General features: G+C 75.4%; 19 protein-coding genes and 1 pseudogene. 10 read left to right on the plus strand and 10 right to left on the minus strand.

The annotated features are described in order from the left end of the window. Nucleotides 1–174 precede the first annotated feature (174 nt). Both ACI79Z_RS15645 and ACI79Z_RS15650 read left to right on the plus strand, forming a co-directional pair. A complete protein-coding gene (locus ACI79Z_RS15645; protein ID WP_387992213.1) occupies nucleotides 175–399 on the plus strand; it encodes a hypothetical protein in 225 nt (74 codons plus the stop codon). 54 nt (nucleotides 400–453) lie between these two features. Further along, a pseudogene (locus ACI79Z_RS15650) lies at nucleotides 454–1,269 on the plus strand (YhjD/YihY/BrkB family envelope integrity protein); the annotation flags it as partial. Nucleotides 1,270–1,295: 26 nt separating this feature from the next. Here ACI79Z_RS15650 and ACI79Z_RS15655 read toward each other — a convergent pair. Beyond that, a complete protein-coding gene (locus tag ACI79Z_RS15655; RefSeq protein WP_456903154.1) occupies nucleotides 1,296–3,797 on the minus strand; it encodes a transglycosylase domain-containing protein in 2,502 nt (833 codons plus the stop codon). An 88-nt stretch (nucleotides 3,798–3,885) separates the two neighbouring features. Continuing rightward, nucleotides 3,886–5,937: a HelD family protein gene (locus ACI79Z_RS15660; protein ID WP_456903155.1), complete on the minus strand. Its 2,052-nt coding sequence runs from the start codon at nucleotides 5,935–5,937 to the stop codon at nucleotides 3,886–3,888. Between the two features lie 150 nt (nucleotides 5,938–6,087). On the opposite strand from ACI79Z_RS15660, the gene ACI79Z_RS15665 reads away from it, so the two are divergent. Next, nucleotides 6,088–7,104 carry a zinc-binding dehydrogenase gene (locus ACI79Z_RS15665; protein WP_387992221.1) on the plus strand — a complete coding sequence of 339 codons (1,017 nt, stop codon included), beginning with the start codon at nucleotides 6,088–6,090 and terminating at the stop codon, nucleotides 7,102–7,104. 2 nt (nucleotides 7,105–7,106) lie between these two features. Here the strand turns inward: ACI79Z_RS15665 and ACI79Z_RS15670 are convergent, their stop codons facing one another. The 3 genes from ACI79Z_RS15670 to ACI79Z_RS15680 form a co-directional block, all read right to left on the minus strand. Then, nucleotides 7,107–7,772: an acVLRF1 family peptidyl-tRNA hydrolase gene (locus tag ACI79Z_RS15670; RefSeq protein ID WP_456903165.1), complete on the minus strand. Its 666-nt coding sequence runs from the start codon at nucleotides 7,770–7,772 to the stop codon at nucleotides 7,107–7,109. Continuing rightward, complete coding sequence (locus ACI79Z_RS15675) at nucleotides 7,769–8,983, minus strand: MFS transporter (protein ID WP_387992224.1); 1,215 nt, start codon at nucleotides 8,981–8,983, stop codon at nucleotides 7,769–7,771. Before ACI79Z_RS15675 ends, ACI79Z_RS15670 begins: the two co-directional genes overlap by 4 nt. Nucleotides 8,984–9,208: 225 nt before the next feature. Next, nucleotides 9,209–11,023 carry a phosphoenolpyruvate carboxykinase (GTP) gene (locus tag ACI79Z_RS15680; RefSeq protein ID WP_387992227.1) on the minus strand — a complete coding sequence of 605 codons (1,815 nt, stop codon included), beginning with the start codon at nucleotides 11,021–11,023 and terminating at the stop codon, nucleotides 9,209–9,211. 217 nt (nucleotides 11,024–11,240) lie between these two features. On the opposite strand from ACI79Z_RS15680, the gene ACI79Z_RS15685 reads away from it, so the two are divergent. Together ACI79Z_RS15685 and ACI79Z_RS15690 are read left to right on the plus strand one after the other, a co-directional pair. After that, on the plus strand, nucleotides 11,241–12,425 hold the full coding sequence (locus tag ACI79Z_RS15685; protein WP_456903156.1) for an NADH:flavin oxidoreductase/NADH oxidase: 1,185 nt from the start codon (nucleotides 11,241–11,243) through the stop codon (nucleotides 12,423–12,425). Then, nucleotides 12,422–12,847: a hypothetical protein gene (locus ACI79Z_RS15690; protein WP_456903157.1), complete on the plus strand. Its 426-nt coding sequence runs from the start codon at nucleotides 12,422–12,424 to the stop codon at nucleotides 12,845–12,847. Before ACI79Z_RS15685 ends, ACI79Z_RS15690 begins: the two co-directional genes overlap by 4 nt. Here ACI79Z_RS15690 and ACI79Z_RS15695 read toward each other — a convergent pair. Next, complete coding sequence (locus tag ACI79Z_RS15695) at nucleotides 12,823–13,350, minus strand: SRPBCC domain-containing protein (protein ID WP_456903158.1); 528 nt, start codon at nucleotides 13,348–13,350, stop codon at nucleotides 12,823–12,825. The genes ACI79Z_RS15690 and ACI79Z_RS15695 overlap by 25 nt on opposite strands. 91 nt (nucleotides 13,351–13,441) lie before the next feature. On the opposite strand from ACI79Z_RS15695, the gene ACI79Z_RS15700 reads away from it, so the two are divergent. Further along, on the plus strand, nucleotides 13,442–13,675 hold the full coding sequence (locus ACI79Z_RS15700; RefSeq protein WP_387992239.1) for a hypothetical protein: 234 nt from the start codon (nucleotides 13,442–13,444) through the stop codon (nucleotides 13,673–13,675). Nucleotides 13,676–13,751: 76 nt separating this feature from the next. After that, the gene (locus ACI79Z_RS15705; protein WP_387992242.1) at nucleotides 13,752–13,994 is read left to right on the plus strand and encodes an acyl carrier protein; all 243 of its coding nucleotides are present in this window, start codon (nucleotides 13,752–13,754) and stop codon (nucleotides 13,992–13,994) included. A gap of 61 nt (nucleotides 13,995–14,055) precedes the next feature. On the opposite strand, the gene ACI79Z_RS15710 is transcribed toward ACI79Z_RS15705, so the two are convergent. The 3 genes from ACI79Z_RS15710 to ACI79Z_RS15720 form a co-directional block, all read right to left on the minus strand. Then, complete coding sequence (locus ACI79Z_RS15710; RefSeq protein ID WP_456903159.1) at nucleotides 14,056–14,748, minus strand: DsbA family oxidoreductase; 693 nt, start codon at nucleotides 14,746–14,748, stop codon at nucleotides 14,056–14,058. A gap of 29 nt (nucleotides 14,749–14,777) precedes the next feature. Further along, a complete protein-coding gene (locus ACI79Z_RS15715; protein WP_387992248.1) occupies nucleotides 14,778–15,782 on the minus strand; it encodes a cation diffusion facilitator family transporter in 1,005 nt (334 codons plus the stop codon). A 101-nt stretch (nucleotides 15,783–15,883) separates the two neighbouring features. Next, on the minus strand, nucleotides 15,884–16,264 hold the full coding sequence (locus ACI79Z_RS15720; RefSeq protein WP_387992251.1) for an FKBP-type peptidyl-prolyl cis-trans isomerase: 381 nt from the start codon (nucleotides 16,262–16,264) through the stop codon (nucleotides 15,884–15,886). A gap of 117 nt (nucleotides 16,265–16,381) precedes the next feature. Here ACI79Z_RS15720 and ACI79Z_RS15725 point away from each other — a divergent pair, with 117 nt between their 5' ends. Together ACI79Z_RS15725 and ACI79Z_RS15730 are read left to right on the plus strand one after the other, a co-directional pair. Then, a complete protein-coding gene (locus ACI79Z_RS15725) occupies nucleotides 16,382–17,788 on the plus strand; it encodes an alpha-glucosidase (RefSeq protein ID WP_456903160.1) in 1,407 nt (468 codons plus the stop codon). Between the two features lie 18 nt (nucleotides 17,789–17,806). Further along, nucleotides 17,807–18,091 carry a DUF3459 domain-containing protein gene (locus ACI79Z_RS15730; protein WP_456903161.1) on the plus strand — a complete coding sequence of 95 codons (285 nt, stop codon included), beginning with the start codon at nucleotides 17,807–17,809 and terminating at the stop codon, nucleotides 18,089–18,091. On the opposite strand, the gene ACI79Z_RS15735 is transcribed toward ACI79Z_RS15730, so the two are convergent. Further along, nucleotides 18,054–19,382, minus strand: coding sequence for an MFS transporter (locus tag ACI79Z_RS15735; protein WP_456903162.1), 1,329 nt, complete (start codon nucleotides 19,380–19,382; stop codon nucleotides 18,054–18,056). The genes ACI79Z_RS15730 and ACI79Z_RS15735 overlap by 38 nt on opposite strands. A gap of 127 nt (nucleotides 19,383–19,509) precedes the next feature. Between ACI79Z_RS15735 and ACI79Z_RS15740 the strand changes: the two genes are divergently transcribed. Then, entirely contained in the window at nucleotides 19,510–20,748 is a 1,239-nt protein-coding gene (locus ACI79Z_RS15740) for an MFS transporter (RefSeq protein WP_456903163.1), read from the plus strand. Nucleotides 20,749–20,840: the final 92 nt, after the last annotated feature.

The raw sequence follows: 20,840 nt of genomic DNA on the forward strand, positions 1-20,840 counted from the left end.
ACCCGGACTGGTGACGGAGCGCCCCGTTGGACACACTCAGCGTAAGGTCCGTGACCGGCGTGTGACAATCACCCCGGTGTAATTACATCAGTCACGAACGGTGACCGGGCGACTCCGGGAGGTTCCCGACCCCCGCCGGTTTGCGCGGCCGTGGGGACGTGTACCGATTGCTGCATGTCCTCTTCCACGCGGATGCGCCTGGCCCGGCCGCTCGTCGTGCTCGCCCTGCTCGGCTCCCTGGTCGCCTGTGGCGACAACACCGACTTCTCCCGCGGCCCGACCAACTGCGACTCCGCCGGCGGCAACGCCAGCAACGAGAACGACGCCAGTTGCCAGGAGACCGGCCAGAACCCGGGCAACGACGCCCCCACCACCGACGACGCGAGCACCGACGACTGAGCGCCGTCCGGTCCCCGGCGGGCGCCGGGCCGCCGGGACTGGTGGCATGGGCGGGTGAGCCCGGCACGCAGGTGGACGGCGGCCCGGTTGCGGGTCGAGACGCGCGCGCTGCTGGCCGGTGCCCGGCGCCTGCTGCGCGGCCGTGACCTCGCGCTGATCGGCGCGGGCCTGACCTTCTACGCCGGCATCGCGGTGGTGCCGCTGGTGCTGGTCTCCGTCCGGCTGACCGCGCTGGCCACCTCGGCCGGGGAGGTCCGCGCGCGCAGCGAGCGGCTGGCCGAGCTGCTGCCGGAGTCACTGGGCGCGCCGGACGCGGTGGCCCGGCTGGTCGACGCCGGCGTCCGGCTGGACCTGCTGGGGTTCGCGCTGGCGCTGCTGCCGCTGTCGCTGTACGGCGAGGGGCTGCGGCGGGCGCTGATGCGGTTCAGCCAGCGGCGGGAGAACCTCACCGGCTGGCGGGGCCGGCTGCTCACGCTGCCCCTGGTCGTGGTGACGCCCCTGCTGCTGTACCCGCTGCTGCTGGCCGCCACGGCCATGGCCGACCTGGCCCGCGAGGACGGCGCCGGGCCCCTGATCGGGCGGTTCGCCGTCGGCTACTACTCGGTGCTGTTCGTGCTGACCGTGCCCATCCTCTGGGGCTACGGCGTGGTGGCCGGCGGCCGGCGCCGGTGGGGCGCGCTGGTCAGCGGCGCGCTGTTCACCGCGGCCTGCCTGTCCGGCTTCCTGCAGGGCTTCGTGCTGTTCCTGTCGCTGCCCCTGGACCTCGGCGCGCCCTTCGGCGGCCTGGTGGTCGTCGGTGCGGTGGTCGCCATCGGCCTGTGGCTGTTCCTGCTGCACCTGGTCCTGCTGGCCGGGTGGCTGCTCACCCAGTCCCTCGACGCGCGGCTGGGGCGGCGTCAGGCCGTCGGCCGCCAGGGGGAGCCGGGCGGCGGGGCCTCCGTGGCGGGCGCGGCGGGCGGGGGCGGCGGCGTGGCCGGTGCGGTCGGCGGCTCCGTGGCCGGTGGCGGCGGCTCCGGCGTCTGGGGCGGCTCCGGCGCCGGGGGCGGGGGCGGGGACGTCGGCGGGGTCGTGCCGGGCGGCGTCGTCCCGGGCGCGGGCGGCGGCCCGGTCGGGGGCGCGGGCGCCGGCTCCGTGGGGGGCGCGGGCTCGGGCGCCGGTTCCACGTAGTCGCTGCCGTTGCTCACCAGGATCGACACCAGCTGGCCCGGCACGGCGCGGCCGCCGCGCGGCGGGCTGGTGCCCAGGAGGGTGCCGGCCGGCTCGTCGCTGTCGACGCGCACCGTCCGCGCGGTGAACCCGGCGTCGGTGAGGGCCCGCTCGCAGGCCCGGACGCCGGAGCAGCCGGGCACCGGGCGGGTGTTGCCGTTCTGCACGGTCTCGTCCGCGGGCGGGAACTCGCCGCTGCCGCGCGCGGTGAGGATCGGCTCCATCGCGTCGTGCCAGATGGTGGCGCCCTTGCCGCCACCGAAGCCGCCGACGTCCTCGTTGCGCTTGGGGTTGAGGACCATGACGCTCGCGGTGATCTCGGGCGTGTAGCCCACGAACGCCACCGAGTAGTTGTCCTGCGAGGTGCCGGTCTTGCCGGCGATCTGGTGGCCGCGGACGTAGGCGCGCGCCCCGGTCTGCCCCGGGTTCCCCGGCTCGACGTCCTTGCGCAGCATCTGGTTCATCGTGTTGGCCACGCCCGGTGGGATCGCCTCGGGCGTGCACCGGTCGCCGACCGCGAGCGGTTCGCCGTCGGCGCCGACCGCCGGCTCCCCGTTCCGGTCGAGGACGGCGGTCACCGGGACGACGTCGCACTGCGTGCCGCCGGCGGCGAACGTCGAGTAGGCGCTGGCCAGCGCCAGCGGGCTGGTCGCCTCGGCGCCGAAGGTGAACGACCCGCGGTTCTCGTCGATGATCTGCTGGGCCAGCCCCGGCGGGCTGAACTGGAACAGCCCCGCCGCCTCGGCCATCCGCACCGGCTCCTCGACGCTGCCCAGGGCGTCCTCGAGCGCGAGGAAGTAGGTGTTGGAGGACTGGTACAGCGCCGTCGTCAGGTCCAGCGTCGAGCGGTAGCCCGACCCGGCGTTGCGGACGCAGTACCGGCCGTCGGTGTCCCGGCCCTCGCACGGGCCGGAGTAGACCCGGGAGACGTAGGGGTCGGGTGCGGTGAGCGTGTAGTAGGACGAGTAGCCCCGGGCCAGGGCCGCGGCGGCGACGAACACCTTGTACGTGGAGCCCGAGCCCTGGCTGGGCGCCACGTTGAGGTTGAACGACTCCTGGGTGCGGTCGGCGAGGTCGTAGCCGAAGGTCCGGTTGACGCTCATCGCCAGCAGGTGGCCGGTGCCGGGCTCGACGGCGGTGAACATCGCGGCCAGCGAGTCCTCCCGCGGGAGCGTCTCGAGCACCGCGGCGTCGCCGGAGCGCTGCAGCTCGGGGTCCAGGGTGGTCTGGACGGTGTAGCCGCCGTTGTCCAGCTGCTCCTGGCTGAGCCCGAGCTCCTGGATCAGGTACCGCTGCACGAAGTCGCAGACGAACGGGCCGACGCTCGCCTGGACGCAGCCGCGGGGCGGGGCGGGTGCGGGTGCCAGCCCGAGCGGCGCGGCCGCGGCCGCCGCCGCCTCGTCGGCGGGGACGAGGCCCTGCTCGGCCATCCGGGACAGCACCTCGTTGCGCCGCGCGGTGGCCGCCTCGGGGTCGGTGAACGGGTCGTCGTTCACCGGGCTCTGCACGAGGCCGGCCAGCAGGGCCGCCTGCGGCAGGGTGAGCGCCGCGGCGTCGACACCGAAGAAGGCGCGGGCGGCCGGCTGCACGCCGTAGGCGTTCTGGCCGAAGTAGACGGTGTTGAGGTAGCGGGTGAGGATCTCGTCCTTGCTGTAGAGGTCCTCCAGCGCCAGGGCCAGGCGCGCCTCGCGCAGCTTGCGGCCCACCGTCTGCTCGGTGGCGGCGGTCCGCTCCTCGGGGGTGTCGGCGGTCTGCAGCAGCGTCTGCTTGACCAGCTGCTGGGTGAGCGTCGAGCCGCCCTCGGCCACCTCGCCGGCGGCGATGTTGGTGACCAGCGCGCGCAGCGTCCCCTGCACGTCCAGACCGCGGTGGCCGTAGAAGCGGGAGTCCTCGATGGCCACCATCGCGTCCTTCATGACGTCCGCGATCTCGGCGGGCTCCACGGGGTCGCGGTTCTCGTCGTAGAAGTACGTGATCGGCTCGCCGTCGGCGGCGAGCAGCACGGTGTTCCCCGGCGGCGAGGGGTCGGTGAACTCGGTGGGCAGGTCGCCGAGCAGCCCGGTGGACTGCTGGGCGGCGATCGCGGGACCCCCGATCCACGGGAGGAGCAGGCCCGCCACCAGTGCCCCGGCGACCACGATCGTCGCGGCCAACCGGAGCAACGTGCCGGCCCGGCTGTCCTGCCGGTCCATGGGCCTCCCTCCCGTGCGCGCACACTGCAACAGAGATCACGTCCGGCCACAACGACCCGCGCCGTGCGGTCCCGCGGTCGGGGGACGCTCAGCCCTCCAGCAGGGCGGGCAGGTCGTCGCGGTGCAGCACCACCAGCGTGCTCACCGCCCGGGTGAGCACGACGTAGAGCCGGGACAGCCCCCGCGGCTCGGCGGCCACGATCGCCGCCGGGTCGGCCACCACGACGGCGTCGAACTCCAGCCCCTTCGCCAGCGCGGCGGGCACGACGGCGACCCGCCCGGCCGCCGAGCCGTCGTCGGCGAGCACCGACGCCGGCAGGCCCGCGGCGGCCAGCAGCCGCGCCACCTCGGGGACCGCGGCGTCGGCGCAGACGACGCCGACCGACCCCGGGCCGGCCGCGAGGTCGGCGACCACCTCGGCCAGCGGCCCGGCGAGGTCGGCGACCGGGCGGACGGCGAGCGCACCGGGGTCCCGGCGCACGGCGGTGGCCGCGGGCAGGCCGGGCGCGATCGCCGGCAGCAGCCGGTTGGCGTAGTCGAGGACCTCCCCCGGGACCCGGTAGCCGCGGGTCAGCGGCCGGACGGCGGTGTCCGGGCGGCCCAGGCCCGCGAGCGTCGGTGCCCAGTCGGCCGGCGACCACGGGCTGGTGGCCTGCGCGAGGTCGCCGAGCACGGTGAGCGAGCCGGCGGCCAGCCGGCGGGCCACCGCGCGGCACTGCATGGGCGAGAGGTCCTGCGCCTCGTCGACGACGACGTGCCCGTAGCCCGCCGTCCGCTCGAGCAGCCCGGCCACCTCGTCGACCAGGACGGCGTCGGCGGCGGTCCACGGTGCGGTGCCGACCGAGCGCGGCGCCGGGCGGAGCAGCAGCGCCTGCTCGTCGTCGCCGAGCACGCCGCGGGCGGCGCGGGCCAGGACCGCGGGGTCGCCGAGCAGCTCCAGGACCAGGCCGGCCGGGTCGCGGGCGGGCCAGACGGCGTCGCAGAACGCGCGGACCTCGGGGCTGCGTGCGGCCCGGCGGGTCTCGGCGTCGGTCGGGCTGCCGCCGGCCTCCTCCTGCTGCCGGCGGGCGTCCTCGGCGAGCAGCAGCGCCAGCCGCTCCCGGCCGGCGGTGTGGTGCAGCCGCTGCCGGTCGTCGGGCACGCGGCCGCGCCGCCGCAGGTCGTCGACGTACCGCTTGAGCCGTTCCACCGGCACCCGGTAGCGGCGGCCGGCCAGCGGCACCAGGACGTCGTCGGCGGGCTTGGCGATCGCGCCCCACAGCGCCCGCTCCAGCACCTGCGCCATGCGGGCGTCGCCCTTGAGGGCGGCGACCTCCGGGGCGTCCTGCGCCCGCACCGGCACCCGGCCGGTCAGCTCGGCGACCGTGGTCTGGTCGACGTCGACCTCGCCGAGGGTGGGGAGCACCTGCTCGACGTAGCGCAGGAACGCCCGGTTGGGCCCGACGACGAGGACGCCGGTGCGGGCCAGCTGCCCGCCGTGCGTGTAGAGCAGGTAGGCGGCGCGGTGCAGGCCGACGGCGGTCTTGCCGGTGCCCGGCGCGCCCTGCACGCACACCGACTCGGCCAGCGGGGCCCGGACGATCTCGTCCTGCTCGGGCTGGATGGTGGCGACGATGTCGCGCATGGGGCCGGAGCGCGGGCGCTCGATCTCCTGGAGCAGGACCCGGCTCGACGTCTCCGCCCGCGGCAGGGCGCCGTCGCCCTCCTCCCCCGCCCCGAGCAGCTCGTCCTCGTAGGAGGTCAGCTCGCCCCCGGAGAAGCCGAACCGGCGGCGGCGGACCAGGCCCTGCGGATCGGCGGCGCCGGCCCGGTAGAACGGCCGGCTCATCGGCGCGCGCCAGTCGATGACCACCGGCCGCCCGGCGGCGTCGCGCACGTGCCGCCGGCCGATGTGGAAGGTCTCCCCGTCGCCGTCGGTGCGGCCGAAGAACGGCGGCACGCCGGGGTCGGCGGCCAGCGAGCGCAGCCGCTCGGCGCGGGCGGCGCCGAGGCGCTCGGAGGCCCAGGCGTCGACGCCGGCGTCCACGACGGCGGAGGCGGCGGCGCGCATCCCGGCGAGGCAGTCCCCGGCGAGGGCCAGGTGGGCGCGCTCGGCGGTCAGGACGGGGTCGGCCCCCGCATCGCTCGGAGTGGCGGTCACGGTCGTGTCGGTCGGTGTCGCTGACACGGCCGGTGGACGTTACGCCGTCGTGTGCCGTGGGTCACGTCCGCCCCCGGGGTCGTGCGACTCCGCGGGCGTGCACCGGAGGCGGCGGTGTGGTCCCGCGGGCCGGTGGGGAGGATGCGGGACATGCCCGACTCGATGCTCGCCGGCCGGCTCAACGTGCGCACCAAGCAGTTCGAGGTCAAGGAGGTGCCGCGCCCGGTGCCCGGGCCGGGGCAGGTCCTCGTCGAGGTCCGCGCGGCCGGCATCTGCCTGTCCGACGTCCACCTCGTCGACGGCACGCTCAACCCGCTGTTCCTGCAGGGCGAGGAGGTCACGCTCGGCCACGAGGTGGCCGGCGTCGTCGCCGGGCTCGGGGACGGCGTGACCGGCTGGCAGGCCGGGCAGCGGGTCCTCCTGCAGGCCGGCGAGGAGGTCGACGGCTGGATCCACACCCGCGGCGTCGACTACGACGGCGGCTGGGCGCAGTACGCGCTGGCCACCGTCGAGACCCTGGTCCCCATCCCCGACGAGCTGCCCTTCGAGCAGGCGTGCATCGTGCCCGACGCCGTGTCGACGCCGTGGGCCTCGATCGTCAAGACGGCCGGGGTGCGCGCCGGGGAGCCGGTGGGCGTGTGGGGCATCGGCGGTCTCGGGGCGCACGCGGTGCAGCTGCTGCGGCTGGCCGGCGCGGCGCCGATCGTCGCCGTCGACCCGGTGGAGTCCGCCCGGCAGCGGGCCCTGGACCTCGGCGCCGACCTCGCCCTGGACCCGTCCGAGGACGTCGCCGGCGGGGTGCGGCAGCTCACCGGCGGCGCGGGCCTGTCCTGCGCGTTCGACTTCGCCGGCGTGGCCGCGGTGCGCGAGCAGGCGGTGCGCTGCCTGGAGCGCGAGGGCCGGCTGGTGCTCGTCGGGCTCACCGACCAGCCGCTGACCATCCGCAACGGCACGCAGTTCAGCTACTTCTCGCAGCAGGTCCTCGGCCACTACGGCTCCGAGCCCGGGCACGTGCAGCAGCTGGTCGGCCTCGTCCGGCACGGCCGGCTGGACCTGTCCCGCTCGATCTCCGGCACCCTGCCGCTCGAGGACGCGGCGAAGGGCATCGAGATGCTCGAGCGCAAGGAGGGCAACCCGATCCGCCTGGTCCTGCTCCCGAACGGCTGAGCTCAGGGCCGGTCGCCGGGTTCCACGACGTGCACCCGCACGGCGCGGAACCGGGCGGGGGTGGCCAGCAGGACCTCCTTCGTCGGCTCGCCGACCTCCAGCGCCGGTTCCCGGCGCAGCGCCGCCAGCGGGGCGAGCCGGGGGTCGGCGAGCACGGCGTCGACCATCCCCCGGTCCCCGCCGGTGAACAGGGCGTCGACCCCGCCGGCGTGCGGCAGCAGCACCCGGGCCGCGGTGTCGGCGGCCGCGGCGACCACGGCGTCGGCCTGGTTGCCGCGGCGCCGGGCGAAGCGCTGCTGGCTCCAGCCGCCGGCCGCGCTGCGGCCCTGCACCAGCCGGCTGTCGACCTTGGAGACGACGAGGTCCGCGCCGTCGAAGACGCCGGTGGCCCAGCGGCCGCGGCGCACCAGCAGGACGGCGGCCCGCCGCGGCCGGCGTGCGGCGGCGGTGAAGGTGGCGAGCGGCGCCGGGCCCGGGGTCCAGCCGAACGGCGCGAGCAGCGTCACGGTCGTGCCGTCGGCGCAGGTGATCCGCACGGTGCCGTCGTCGTCGACGGCCGTGTCGAAGGCGCCGTGCCGGGTGGCGACGCCGTCCAGCCACCGGCCGAGCCGCTCGGGCGCGACGCCGAGGACCCGGCCGCCGCCCGCGGCGGGACGTGGCCGGGTCAGCGCGCCATCGCCGGCTCGGCGGCGTGCTCGGCCGGCACGTGCAGCAGCCGCTGCGCGGCGAGGACGACGACGGCGGCGATCCCGGCCGAGACCGTGGCGACGAGGAACGCGGCGTTGGCGCTGACGGTGTCGACGACCTTCCCGGCGATCGAGGTGCCGACGGCGACGCCGAGGCCGAGCGCGGTGCCGATCCAGGTGAACGCCTCGGTCACCGCCACCCGCGGCACGATGAGCTCGGCGAGGGTGAACGAGCTGATCAGCGACGGCGAGACGGCCACCCCGGCCACGACGACGAACGGGATCATCACCCAGACGTTGCCGATGAGGACCAGCGGCACGGTGAGCACGGTCAGCGTCGCGAGCACGACCAGCAGCCGGTGCCGCAGCGGGTGCCGCCAGTGCACGGCGCCCCAGCCGATCCCGCTGATCATCGAGCCGAGCGCGAGGCCCGCGATGAGCACGCCGGACAGGCCCATCGCGCCGACCTCGTCGGCGAAGGCGACCAGCGCGATCTCCAGCGTGCCGAGGATCGACCCGACGGCGGCGCCGACGACGAACAGCACCCGCAGGCCCGGAGTGCGGATGGCCGAGGGCCCCTTGCGCGCCTCGTGCCCGTGCGGCGGCGGCTCGGTGCGCCCCTGCGCGGCGAACAGCAGCGCCCCGACGACGGCGAGGGTGAAGGCGGTGACGACGCCGGAGGTCGAGTGCCCGGTGGTGGACAGGAAGGTCACCAGCACCGGCCCGACGATGAACACCAGCTCGTCGACGACGGACTCCATCGCCAGCGCCGTGTGCAGGCGGTGGGTGCCGCGCAGCAGGTGGGTCCAGCGCACCCGGATCATCGAGGCGACCGGCGGGATGCACGCCCCCGCGACGCCGGCGGTGACGAAGAAGGTCCACCGCGGCCAGTCCTCCTTGACCGCGGCGAGGAACAGCGCCCCGGCCGCCGCGAACACCGCGACGACGGGCAGCAGCGTCCGGCGCTGGCCGAAGGTGTCCGCCAGCCGGCCGATGACCGGGCCGGCCAGGGCGGTGGTGACCGCGCCCGCGGCGGCGACCACGCCGCCCAGGCCGTAGGAGCCGGTCTCGTCCGCGACCAGCAGGACGCACCCCAGGCCGACCATCGACAGGGGCAGCCGGCCGATGAAGGCGGCGAGCACCATGGGCAGCGCGTGCGGCGTGCGCAGCACGTGCAGGTAGGGATTGGGCACCGGGGAGCGAACCTGTCGTCAGGGGGACGCGGGACCGCCAGCCACGCTAACCGACGTCCGCACGCTCGGCTGGCAGACGGCTCCGTTCCGTGCACGGACCGGCACGGACGAGCACGGGCCCCGCCCCGGACGACGCTGTCCGGAACGGGGCCCTGGACCCGCGCGGGTGGCCCCCTGCCGGCGCCCGCCGCGGGCGTGCGAGCGGCGGGGGCAGGGGTCCTCCTCCTAGGCGAGCCGGCTCTTGAGGATCTCCAGCTCGTCCCACATGGTGCTGGGCAGCTTGTCCCCGAACTTCTCGAACCACTCGGTGATCTGCGGGATCTCCGCGCGCCACTCGTCCTTGTCGACGGCGAGCGCCTTGCGCACCCGGTCCTCGGTCACGTCCAGCCCGGAGACGTCGAGCGAGCCGGTCGTGGGCACGTGGCCGACGGCGGTCTCCTCGGCGGCCGCGGTGCCCTCGATGCGCTCGACGACCCACTTGAGCACCCGGCTGTTCTCGCCGAAGCCCGGCCACAGGAAGCCGCCGTCCTCGTCGCGGCGGAACCAGTTCACGTAGAAGATCCGCGGCAGCTTGGTCGAGTCGTGCGCCTTGCCGGTCTCGACCCAGTGCCGGAAGTAGTCACCGGCGTTGTAGCCGATGAACGGCAGCATGGCGAACGGGTCGCGGCGGACGACGCCGACCGCGCCGGTGGCCGCAGCGGTCGTCTCCGAGGACAGCGTGGCCCCCATGAAGACGCCGTGGTTCCAGTCCCGCGCCTCGGTGACCAGCGGGATCGTGGTCTTCCGGCGGCCGCCGAAGAGGATCGCCGAGATCGGCACGCCCCTCGGGTCCTCGTACTCGGGTGCGAGGATCGGGCACTGCTCGATCGGGGTGCAGAACCGCGAGTTCGGGTGCGACGAGGGCTCGTCGGAGTCCGGCGTCCAGTCCTGCTTCTTCCAGCTGGTGAGGTGCGCCGGCGGCTCCTCGGTCATGCCCTCCCACCAGACGTCGCCGTCGTCGGTGAGCGCGACGTTGGTGAACACCGAGTTGCCCTTGTCGATGGTGCGCATCGCGTTGGGGTTGGTGTCCCAGCCGGTGCCCGGCGCGACGCCGAACAGGCCGAACTCGGGGTTGAGCGCGTAGAGCCGGCCGTCCTCGCCGAACCGCATCCAGGCGATGTCGTCGCCGAGGGTCTCGACCTTCCAGCCGGGGATGGTCGGCTCGAGCATCGCCAGGTTGGTCTTGCCGCAGGCGCTCGGGAAGGCCGCCGCGACGTAGTACGTCTTCTGCTGCGGGCTGGTCAGCTTGAGGATCAGCATGTGCTCGGCGAGCCAGCCCTCGTCGCGGGCCATCACCGAGGCGATCCGCAGCGAGTAGCACTTCTTGCCCAGCAGGGCGTTGCCGCCGTAGCCCGAGCCGTAGGACCAGATGGCCCGCTCCTCGGGGAAGTGCACGATGTACTTGGTCTGGCTGCAGGGCCAGGGCACGTCCTCCTGGCCCGGCTCGAGCGGGGCGCCCAGGGAGTGCATGGCCGGCACGAACGGCCGGTCGGTGCCCATCGCCTCGAGGATCCGCGAGCCGATGCGCGCCATGACCCGCATGGAGACGACGACGTACTCGGAGTCGGTGAGCTCGACGCCGAACATCGGGTTCTCGGCCTCGACCGGGCCCATGCAGAACGGGATGACGTACATCGTCCGGCCGCGCATGCAGCCCCGGTACAGCTCCGTCATGATCGACTTCATCTCGTCGGGGGCCATCCAGTTGTTGGTCGGCCCCGCGTCGGCCTCGTCGACCGAGCAGATGAAGGTGCGGTCCTCGACGCGCGCGACGTCGCTGGGGTCGGACGCGGCCCAGAACGAGTTGGGCTTCTTCGCCAGGCGGGTGAAGGTGCCGGCGTCGACCAGCCTCTGGGTGAGCCGCTCCCACTCCTCGTCGCTGCCGTCGACCCACACGACCTCGTCCGGGGTGGTCAGCTCCGCCATCTCACGCACCCAGGCGAGCAGCCGGGCGTGCGTGGTGGGGGCGTTGTCGAGACCGGGGGTGGTCACGGAGGTCACGGCGTCTCCATCCTCTGGGCACGCCGGGTGTCGGGACACCGGCGCCGGTGCGTGCTGTCTCCCGGGCCGGCGGAACGGGTCCGGCCGTCGGGTTCGGGAAGCGTACAAGCGGGGACACCCGCCTGTAACGGTGAGAGATGTTACGTCTAGGACGTCTACGTCCGCGCAGGGTCGGCACCGGGAACACCGCAGGTGGGAGCGGTGTTGGTTCCATGGCGTGACCAGTCTCACGAACGGCTCCGCGCCCTCCCCGGCCCTGTTCACCCCCCTGACGCTGCGCGGGGTGACCCTGCCGAACCGGCTCGTCGTCGCCCCGATGTGCCAGTACTCCGTGACCGACGGGCTGGTCGGCGACTACCACCTCGTGCACCTCGGCCGGTTCGCGCTCGGCGGCTTCGGCACGGTCGTCGTCGAGGCGACGGCGGTGACGCCGGAGGGGCGGATCAGCCACGGCGACGTCGGCCTGTGGTCCGACGCGCACGTGCCCGGCCTCGCCCGCGTCGCCGGCTTCCTGCACGCCGCCGGCGCGGTCGCGGGCATCCAGCTCGCCCACGCCGGCGCCAAGGCCAGCAGCCACCGCCCGTGGGAGGGCGGCGGCCCGGTGACGGCCGACGACGCGCGACCGGGCGAGCAGCCGTGGCCGACCGTCTCGGCCAGCGCGGTGCCCGCCGGCCCCGGCTGGCCGGTGCCGCACGAGCTCACCGTCGAGGAGCTGGCCGGGGTCCGCGAGGCGTTCGCCGCGGCCACCCGCCGGTCGCTCGACGCCGGGTTCGACGTCGTCGAGGTGCACGCCGCGCACGGCTACCTGCTGCACCAGTTCCTCTCGCCGCTGTCCAACCGGCGCACCGACGGCTACGGCGGCTCGCGGGAGGCGCGCTGGCGGTTCCCCCTGGAGGTGGTCGAGGCCGTCCGCGCCGCGTGGCCCGCGGACCGGCCGCTGTTCGTGCGGGTCTCCGCCGTCGACGGCACGCCCGACGGCATCACCCTCGAGGACACGATCGCCTTCGCCCGCGAGCTGCGCGCCCGCGGGGTCGACGTCGTCGACGCCTCCGGCGGGGGCCTGGGCGGCTGGGAGCACCCGCTGGGCTACGGCTACCAGGTGCCCTTCGCCGCCGGCATCCGCGAGGGGGCGGACGTCGCCACGATGGCGGTGGGGCTGATCGTCGACGCGCGCCAGGCCGAGGCCGTCGTCGCCGGGGGCATGGCCGACCTGGTCGCCGTCGCGCGGGAGGCACAGGAGGACCCGAACTTCGCCGTCCACGCCGCGCGGGACCTCACCGGCGCCTACGACGCCTACCCGGTGCAGGCCGGCCCGCGGCTGGGCCGGCGCGACGCCCTCCTCGGCACCCTGGGGCCGTGGACCGGCCCGGCGCCGGTGCAGGTGCACGAGCGCGCCCGGTGACGGGCCGCCGCGGGGCGCTGCTCGCCGCGTCCGCCGTCCAGCTGGCGGCGAGCCTCGCCGGGACGGCGCTGTCGCTGCGCCGGCGGCACGCGTTCGACACGCCGGTGCTCTCCGGGCGCGTGGCGACCGTCGGCCGCGACGCCTGGTGGGCCGGGACGGCGCTCGGCCCGCCGGCCTGGACCCTCGCCGTCCACGGCTGGGCGCTGGCCCGCCTCGCCGCCGGCGACGACGGGCACGCCCCGCGGGTCCTCGCCGCCACCGGCGCCGCCCTCGTGCCCGGCTACCTCGCGGAGCGGCTGGTGCGGCGACGGCTGACCCCGGCCGGCGCCGAGCCCGTCGAGACCGCGGTGGTCGCCGCCGGGCTGGTCACCGCCGCCGCCATGGCGGCGCTCGGCGCTCAGCCCCCCGGCGTCCGCCCGTAGTCGGGACCGACCCGGGCGAGGAAGGTGTCCCAGTCGCCGGGGTCGGGGTGCCCGCCCATCTCGGCGTCGAGCTTGTCGAGGTACCAGTGCCAGCCGAGCGCGTGGTCGGTAACGTCGGTGCCGGCGGCGAAGTCCTGGCTGAGGTGCAGCGTCGTCCGGCCGCTCTCCACCACGACGGCGAGCGCGACCCGCCAGTCCTCCTGCTCCGGCCACTCGACGACGAGCTTCCGCGGCGGGTCGCACTCGGCGATGCGGGCCTCCGTCGCCGCCGGCTCCGTCTCGTGGGTCATCGTCAGCGTCCCCCGGCCGCCGGGGGCCCGCTCGCCCTCGTAGGTGCCGAACCAGCGGGCCAGCCGGTCGGGCTCGGTGAGCGCGGCCCAGACGGCGTCGGGCCCGTCGCCCCAGGAGCGGCGGAACTCCAGCCGGAGGCGGCCGTCGGGCAGCTCGGCGACCGCGCCGGTGCGGTGCGTCGGCGGGTCGACGGGGGTCGCGGGGTCGGTCACGGGGCGTCTCCGTCCGTCGGGGACCCGTCGCGCCGACCCTGCCGCACGTCGCGCGGGGTTGCCAGCCCGCCGCCCCGGGCAGGGACGGGCCATGACCGTCACCGACCCCGACGTCCCGGACCCGCTGAACGACCCCCGGACGACGCAGGCCGACCCTGGCGCCTACGCCCAGGGCGCGGACCTGGCCTCGACCGACGACGACCCGGCGTCCACCGGCGAGGAGGAGCTCGCGGCCGACGACGCGGAGACGACGGCCGGGCGGACGCTCGCCGACGACGCCGGCGGCGGGGACGTCACGGGAGGCGCGGTCACCGGCGCGTCGTGACGGACCGGCCCGTTTCCGTTGCCGGCCTGCGGGGAACCCGTGCGGACGCCACTCTCCGACGACGAGGAGGTCCGACATGGCCACGGGTGAGACCGGATTCGAGGACGTCGCCTACGACCTGATCTCGGTGCAGTACCACTCGCTGAAGGCCGGGCACGACTACGGCCAGTACGTCCGGGACGCGGAGAACGCGGGCCTGGACGACATCGCCGGCTTCTTCCGCGAGGTGATGGAGCAGGACTCGGAGCGCGCGAAGCGCTGCCACGAGTTCCTGAGGAACCTGTCGGGCACCGAGCAGGGCGGCCCCGCGATGGGTTGACCCGCACGACGACGGAGGGCCCCTCACCGGCTGCGGTGAGGGGCCCTCTGTCGTGGCGGGCCTAGACCGCGCAGGAGCCGTCCTCGCAGCCCTCGGCGGCGGGGACGGTGACCAGCGGGTGGGCGTCGGCCCAGGCCCGCTCCAGCACCTGCAGCAGCAGCTCGGCCGGCTGGGCGCCCGCGGCGCCGTACTTCCGGTCGACCACGAAGAACGGCACCCCGGTGGCGCCGAGCGCCTGGGCGGTGGCGGCGTCGGCGAGGACCGCGGGACGGAACCGGTGGTCGGCGAGCGCCGCCCGCACCTCGGCCTCGTCCAGGCCGACCTCGACGGCCAGCGCGGCCAGCGAGTCGACGTCGAAGACCGAGCGGCCCTCCTCGAAGTGGGCGTGCAGCAGCCGCTCCTTCACCGCGCCCTGCAGGCCGCGCTCGGCGGCCAGGTGGAGGAGCTCGTGGGCGAGCAGCGTGTTGCCGCTGACGCCGTCGGCGAGGTGGTACTCCAGGCCCTCACCGGCGGCGGTCTCCTCGACGTGCCGCATCACCGCGCGCATCTCCTCGACCGGGCGGCCGTACTTGGCGGCCAGCGCCGGGAGGGTCGCGTGGGTCTCGCCCTCGGGGATCGTGGGGTCGAGCTGGAAGGACCGCCAGACCACCTCGACCTGGTCGCGGTGCGGGAACCGCTCCAGCGCGGTCTCCAACCGGCGCTTGCCGATGTAGCACCACGGACAGACGACGTCGGACCAGACCTCGATGCGCACGGCATCCCCCAACTCCGGGCCGGCCGCCGTCATTCCGGGCGGTGGGCCTCCGCGCGGGCGCGCCCGTCGCCGGGGGTCGGGTCGAGGAAGACGAAGCGGACGCCCCCGTGGCGGGCGACCAGCCGCCGCTCGGCCTCGTCGGAAGCCCGCTCGATGTCGGCCACGGTCGCGCTGTCGGCGAAGTCGACCTTGGCCATGACGGCCAGCTGCCCGGGACCGATGACGGTGGTGAGCAGCACCGGGACGTCGTCGACCTGGGGCAGCCCGGCGATCTCCTCGCGGAGCTGGTCCTGCAGCCGGCGCGGGATCGACTGGCCGATGAGCAGCGAGACGTTGGCCCGCGCCAGCGACCCGGCCACGAGGAGCAGCAGCACGCCGATGAGGATCGCGGCGATGCCGTCCCACACCGGGTCGCCGGTCACCTGCTCGAGGAACAGCCCCAGCGCGGCGAGGACGAGGCCGACCAGGGCCGCGCTGTCCTCGAACGTCACGGCCTTGACCGTCGTGTCGGTGGTCTCGGCCAGGTAGCGGCGGGGCGTCGTCCCCCACGTGCGGGCGGCCCCGCGGACCTGCCGGACGGCCTTGAGCCACGAGGCGCCCTCGAGGACGAAGGAGACCGCCAGGACGACGTAGGCGATCAGCGGGGAGCCCTGCTCCTCGCCCTCGAGGATGGTCTCGATCCCCTGGTAGAAGGAGAAACCGGCGCCGAGGGTGAAGGTCGCGAGGCAGGCCAGCAGCGCCCAGAAGTAGGTCTCCCGGCCGTAGCCGACCGGGTGGCGGGCGTCGGGCGCCTTGTCGCCCCGCTTGAGCGCGACGAACAGCAGCACCTCGGTGATCGTGTCGGCCAGCGAGTGCGCGGCCTCGGACAGCATGGCCGAGGAGTGGCTGACCAGCCCGCCGACCAGCTTGGCGACGGCGATGCCGAGGTTGGCCAGGCCCGCGACGACGACGGTGCCGGTGGACTCGCCGCCCGTCTCGCCGCCGGCGCCCTGCTTCGCGCGGACGTGCTCACGGGTGGGGACCGGCTCGCTCATGGCCGCACCGGTGCCCCGCGGTTGTCCGGCGCAACCACGTGCCGGTCAGCGGCGGGTCGTGCCCTGCCCCGAGCGGAGCGGGGCACGACCGCGCGGAGGACTCAGCGCACGCCGACGAGGTCGACCACGAAGACGAGCGTCGCGCCCGGCTTGATGACCCCGCCGGCGCCGCGGTCGCCGTAGGCCTTGTGCGGGGGGATCGTCAGCCGGCGGCGGCCGCCGACGCGCATGCCCTGGATGCCCTCGTCCCAGCCCTGGATGACCATGCCGACGCCGAGGCGGAACTCCAGCGGGTCGCCCCGGTCCCACGAGGCGTCGAACTGCTCGCCGCCGTCGTGGGTGACGCCGACGTAGTGGGCACTGACCAGGACGCCGGCGGTGGCCTCGGGGCCGTCGCCGACGACGAGGTCCTCGATCACCAGGTCGTCGGGCGCGGGCCCGGTGGGCGGCTCGACGTCGGGGCGGCTCAGGGGCTCGGCCATCGGTCCTCCTCGGATCAGGGGTGCCGGGGAGTCCCCCGACGGGTCCCGACCATCCAAGCAGCGGGCCCTCGGGGCCGCGCAGGTGCGGAGCGGGGCCAGGGGTGCTGGGCTGGTCCGGTGACCCCCGCTGACGCGCCGTGGTGGACGCGTGCCGTCGTCTACCAGGTCTACCCGCGTTCCTTCCAGGACTCCGACGGTGACGGGATCGGCGACCTCGGCGGGGTCCTGCAGCGGCTGGACCACCTCGCCGACCTCGGCGTCGACGTCGTCTGGCTCTCCCCGGTCTACCCCTCGCCGCAGGCCGACAACGGCTACGACATCAGCGACTACCAGGACGTCGACCCGCTGTTCGGCACGCTGGAGCAGCTCGACGAGCTGGTCGCCGAACTGCACGCCCGCGGCGTGAAGCTGGTGATGGACCTGGTGGTCAACCACACCAGCGACGAGCACCCGTGGTTCGTCGAGAGCCGGTCGTCGCCGGACTCGCCGAAGCGGGACTGGTACTGGTGGCGGCCGCCCAGGGCGGGCCTGGCGCCCGGCGACCCGGGCGCCGAGCCGACGAACTGGCACGGCTTCTTCTCCGGCTCGACCTGGGAGCTCGACGAGGCCAGCGGCGAGTACTACCTGCACCTGTTCGACCGCAGGCAGCCCGACCTGAACTGGGAGAACCCCGAGGTCCGGCAGGCGGTCTACGCGATGATGCGGTGGTGGCTCGACCGCGGGGTCGACGGGTTCCGCATGGACGTCATCAACCTGATCAGCAAGGACGTCGGCCCGGACGGCGAGCTGCACGACGGCCCGCCGCTGCCCGGCCTGCCCTACGGGGACGCGACCGCGTCGGTGGTGTGCGGCCCCCGCATCCACGAGTTCCTGCAGGAGATGCACCGCGAGGTCTTCACCGACCGGCGCGAGCAGCTGCTGCTGGTCGGGGAGACGCCGGGCGCGACGGTGGAGGACGCGCTGCTGTTCACCGACCCGGCACGCGGGGAGCTGGACATGGTGTTCCAGTTCGAGCACGTGGGCCTGGACTTCGAGGGCTCGAAGTTCCACCCGCGGCCGCTGCGGATGCGCGACCTCAAGGCCTCCTTCGGCCGCTGGCAGACGGGGCTGGCCGACGTCGGCTGGAACTCCCTCTACTGGGACAACCACGACCAGCCGCGGGCGGTGTCCCGCTTCGGCGACGACTCGCCCCGCCACCGCCGGGACTCCGCCACCTGCCTGGCCACGCTGCTGCACCTGCACCGCGGGACGCCCTACGTCTACCAGGGCGAGGAGATCGGGATGGCGAACTTCCCGTTCACCGACCTGGCCCAGTTCCGCGACGTCGAGTCGATCAACCACCAGGTCCAGGCCGTGGCGCACGGCGCCGACCCCGACGAGGTGTTCGCCGCGCTGCGCCGGATGAGCCGGGACAACGCGCGCACACCCGTGCAGTGGGACGCCTCGCCGAGCGCCGGGTTCACCACCGGGACGCCGTGGCTGGAGGTCAACCCCGACCACGCGGAGTGGAACGCCACCGCCTAGCGCGACGACCCCGCCTCCGTGCTCGCCCACCACAGGCGGCTGATCGCGCTGCGGCACGAGGACCCGGTGGTGGCACTGGGCTCCTTCACCATGCTGCTGCCCGACCACGACGAGGTGTACGCGTTCACCCGCGGCCTCGACGGCGACACGCTGCTCGTCGTCTGCAACCTCGGCGCCGAGGAGCAGGACCTCGCCGGGCTGCTGCCCGAGGCGGTCGGCGCGGAGGTCGTCCTCGGGAACCTGCCCGAGGACGACCCCGCCGTGCTCAGGCCCTGGGAGGCCAGGGTCCTGCGCCTGCCGTAGGCAGTTCCTCCGGCTCGTCGACCGTCCCGGGCCCCGCCGGCTCCTCGGCGGGGACGTCGAGCGGGTGGGCGACCTCGTCGGCCGGCAGCCGCCAGTACAGGATCGCCGCGATCGCCAGCAGCGGCGGCACCAGCCCGGTGAGCAGGAACGTGCCGGTGAGCCCGACGACCTCGCTGACCGGCCCGGCCAGCGCCATCGACAGCGGCATGAACGCCAGCGAGACGAAGAAGTCGAGGCTGGACACCCGGCCGAGCAGCGCCGGCGGCACCCGCCGCTGCAGCAGCGTCCCCCAGATGACCGTGCTCGACTCGAACGCCGCGCCCAGCACCCCGGCCGCGGCGATCATCACCCACAGCGACGACGTCCAGCCGAAGACGACCATCGGCACGCAGCCGAAGCCCCACAGCAGGTTCATGACCGTCAGGTAGCGCCGCGGCAGCCGCAGCGAGGCGACGACCGCCGACCCCAGCGCACCGCCGATGCCGAACGCGGCCAGCACCCAGGCGTGCTCGGTCGGGCCGCCGCCGGTCCGGTCGCGGACCGCGAAGGGGACCAGCACCTCGAACGGGCCGATGAACACGAGCACCATGAGCGAGGCGAACAGCAGCGTCGCCAGCAGCCACGGCGTGCGGACCATGTAGGCGACGCCCTCGCGGACGTCGGCGAACAGGCCCGAGCCGACCTCGTCGCGGCGCACCGGCACCGTCGGCAGCGCCGCCACGCACGCGGCCGAGACCGCTGAGGTCAGCGCCGTCGCGAGCAGCGCCGCGCCGGGTGAGAACGCGCCGACCAGCACGCCGCCGGCGGCGGGCCCGATCGCCATCGCCAGCGCCGGGCGGACGACGCCCTCGAGGCCGTTGGCGGCGAGCAGGTCGCCCGCCGGCACCACGCTCGGGACCAGCGCCGAGTAGGCCGGGTAGTACAGCCCCGTCGCGACGCCCTGGGCCAGGGCGGCCGCGGCCAGCGGACCGAGCGCCGGCGCCCCGGCCAGCGACAGGACGGCGACCAGCCCGACCGCCGCCGTCTGCAGCAGCGCCACGCCGAGCAGGATCCGCCGCTGCGGCACGCGGTCGGCCAGGGCGCCGCCGAGCAGCGTGCTGGCCAGCATGCCGCCGGCGGACAGGGCGGTGGCGAGGGAGAGCGCGGCGGGCCCGCCGCCGAGGTCGACCACCTGCCAGACCAGCGCGACCGTCCACAGCCCCTGGGCGAGCAGCGACAGCCCCATCGAGGCGGCCAGCAGGCGGTAGTCGCGGTGCCGCAGGGGCGCGAGCGCGCGCGGCAGGCCGGCCATCTCGGGTCCTCCTCGGGAGTCGGCGCACCGTCGGCGCCGCCGGCCCCATGCTCGCCGACGGGGCCGACAGGAGTCAGCCGGATTACCGGGAGACCGCAGGAACGGTCACGTCTACAGTCCCGTTCCCGTGGGCCGGGTGGTCGAGGCGGTGCTGCCCGCCCGGATGGGGACGTCGTTCCGCTGGCTGATGGCGTCGTCGTGGGTGAGCAACCTGGGTGACGGCGTGGCGCTGGCGGCCGGGCCGCTGCTGGTGGCCGCCCGGACCCAGGACCCGCTGCTCGTCGCGCTCGGCGCCCTGCTGCAGCAGCTGCCGTGGCTCCTGTTCGGCCTGCACGCCGGCGTCCTGGCCGACCGGGTGGACCGGCGGCTGCTCGTCACCGCCGTCGACCTGGCCCGCGCCGGGGTGCTCGCCGTGCTGGCCGCCGCCCTGTTCACCAGCGCCGTCGGGCTGGTGCCCGTGCTCGCCGCGCTGTTCGTCCTGGGCACCGCCGAGGTCTTCGCCGACACCGCCGCCGGCACGCTGCTGCCGATGGTCGTCGACCGCGCCGACCTGGGCATCGGCAACGCGCGCCTGACCGCGGGCACGCTGACGATGAACCAGCTCGCCGGGCCGGCCGTCGGGGGCCTGCTGTTCGTCGCCGGCGCCGCGTGGCCGTTCCTCGCCCAGGCGGTGCTGGTGGCGCTGGGCGCGGTGCTGATCACGCGGATGCGGGTCCCGCCGCCGGAGCGGCCGGCACGGCGGGGACGGATCGGCCGGGACGTCGCCGAGGGGCTGCGCTGGACCTGGGGCCACCCCGCCGTGCGGACGCTGACCGTCACGATCGTCCTGTTCAACGTCACCTACGGCGCGGCCTGGTCGGTGCTGGTGCTCTACGCCGACCAGCGGCTGGGCCTGGGCGCGGCCGGCTACGGCCTGCTCACCACGGTCGGCGCGCTGGGCGGCATGGTCGGGACGGCGTCCTACGACTGGCTCGAGCGGCACGTCGGCATCGCCACGCTCATGAAGGCGGGGCTGCTGTTCGAGACGCTCACCCACCTGCTCCTGGCTCTGGCCACGACGCCGTGGGTCGCCGTCCCGGTGCTGTTCGTCTTCGGCGCGCACGCGTTCATCTGGGGGACGACGTCGCGCACGGTGCGGATGCGCGCCGTGCCGGCCGGGCTGCAGGGCCGGGTCGGGAGCCTCTACGCGATGGGCGTCTTCGGCGGCATCCTGGCCGGCCAGGCCGTCGGCGGGGTCGTGGCCCGCGCCTGGGGCGTGACCGGCCCGTTCTGGTTCGCGTTCGCCGGGTCGGCGGTGCTGCTGGCGCTGATCTGGCGAGAGCTGGACAACGTCGCGTACGCCGACTCCGCCGCCGTGGCCGGGTGAGGCACGTGGCGGCGTGGGGGGGGGGGGGGGGGGCGGGGGGGGGGGGGGGGGGGGGGGGGGGGGGGGGGGGGGGGGGGGGGGGGGGGGGGGGG

Source organism: Geodermatophilus sp. SYSU D00663, from assembly GCF_054050655.1.

Coding starts and splice junctions, on each gene's coding strand:
- ACI79Z_RS15655 (WP_456903154.1), bottom strand. CDS start 3,797: ATGGACCGGCAGGACAGCCGGGCCGGCACGTTGCTCCGGTTGGCCGCG.
- ACI79Z_RS15720 (WP_387992251.1), bottom strand. CDS start 16,264: ATGGCCGAGCCCCTGAGCCGCCCCGACGTCGAGCCGCCCACCGGGCCC.
- ACI79Z_RS15665 (WP_387992221.1), top strand. CDS start 6,088: ATGCCCGACTCGATGCTCGCCGGCCGGCTCAACGTGCGCACCAAGCAG.
- ACI79Z_RS15715 (WP_387992248.1), bottom strand. CDS start 15,782: ATGAGCGAGCCGGTCCCCACCCGTGAGCACGTCCGCGCGAAGCAGGGC.
- ACI79Z_RS15700 (WP_387992239.1), top strand. CDS start 13,442: ATGACCGTCACCGACCCCGACGTCCCGGACCCGCTGAACGACCCCCGG.
- ACI79Z_RS15735 (WP_456903162.1), bottom strand. CDS start 19,382: ATGGCCGGCCTGCCGCGCGCGCTCGCGCCCCTGCGGCACCGCGACTAC.
- ACI79Z_RS15705 (WP_387992242.1), top strand. CDS start 13,752: ATGGCCACGGGTGAGACCGGATTCGAGGACGTCGCCTACGACCTGATC.
- ACI79Z_RS15645 (WP_387992213.1), top strand. CDS start 175: ATGTCCTCTTCCACGCGGATGCGCCTGGCCCGGCCGCTCGTCGTGCTC.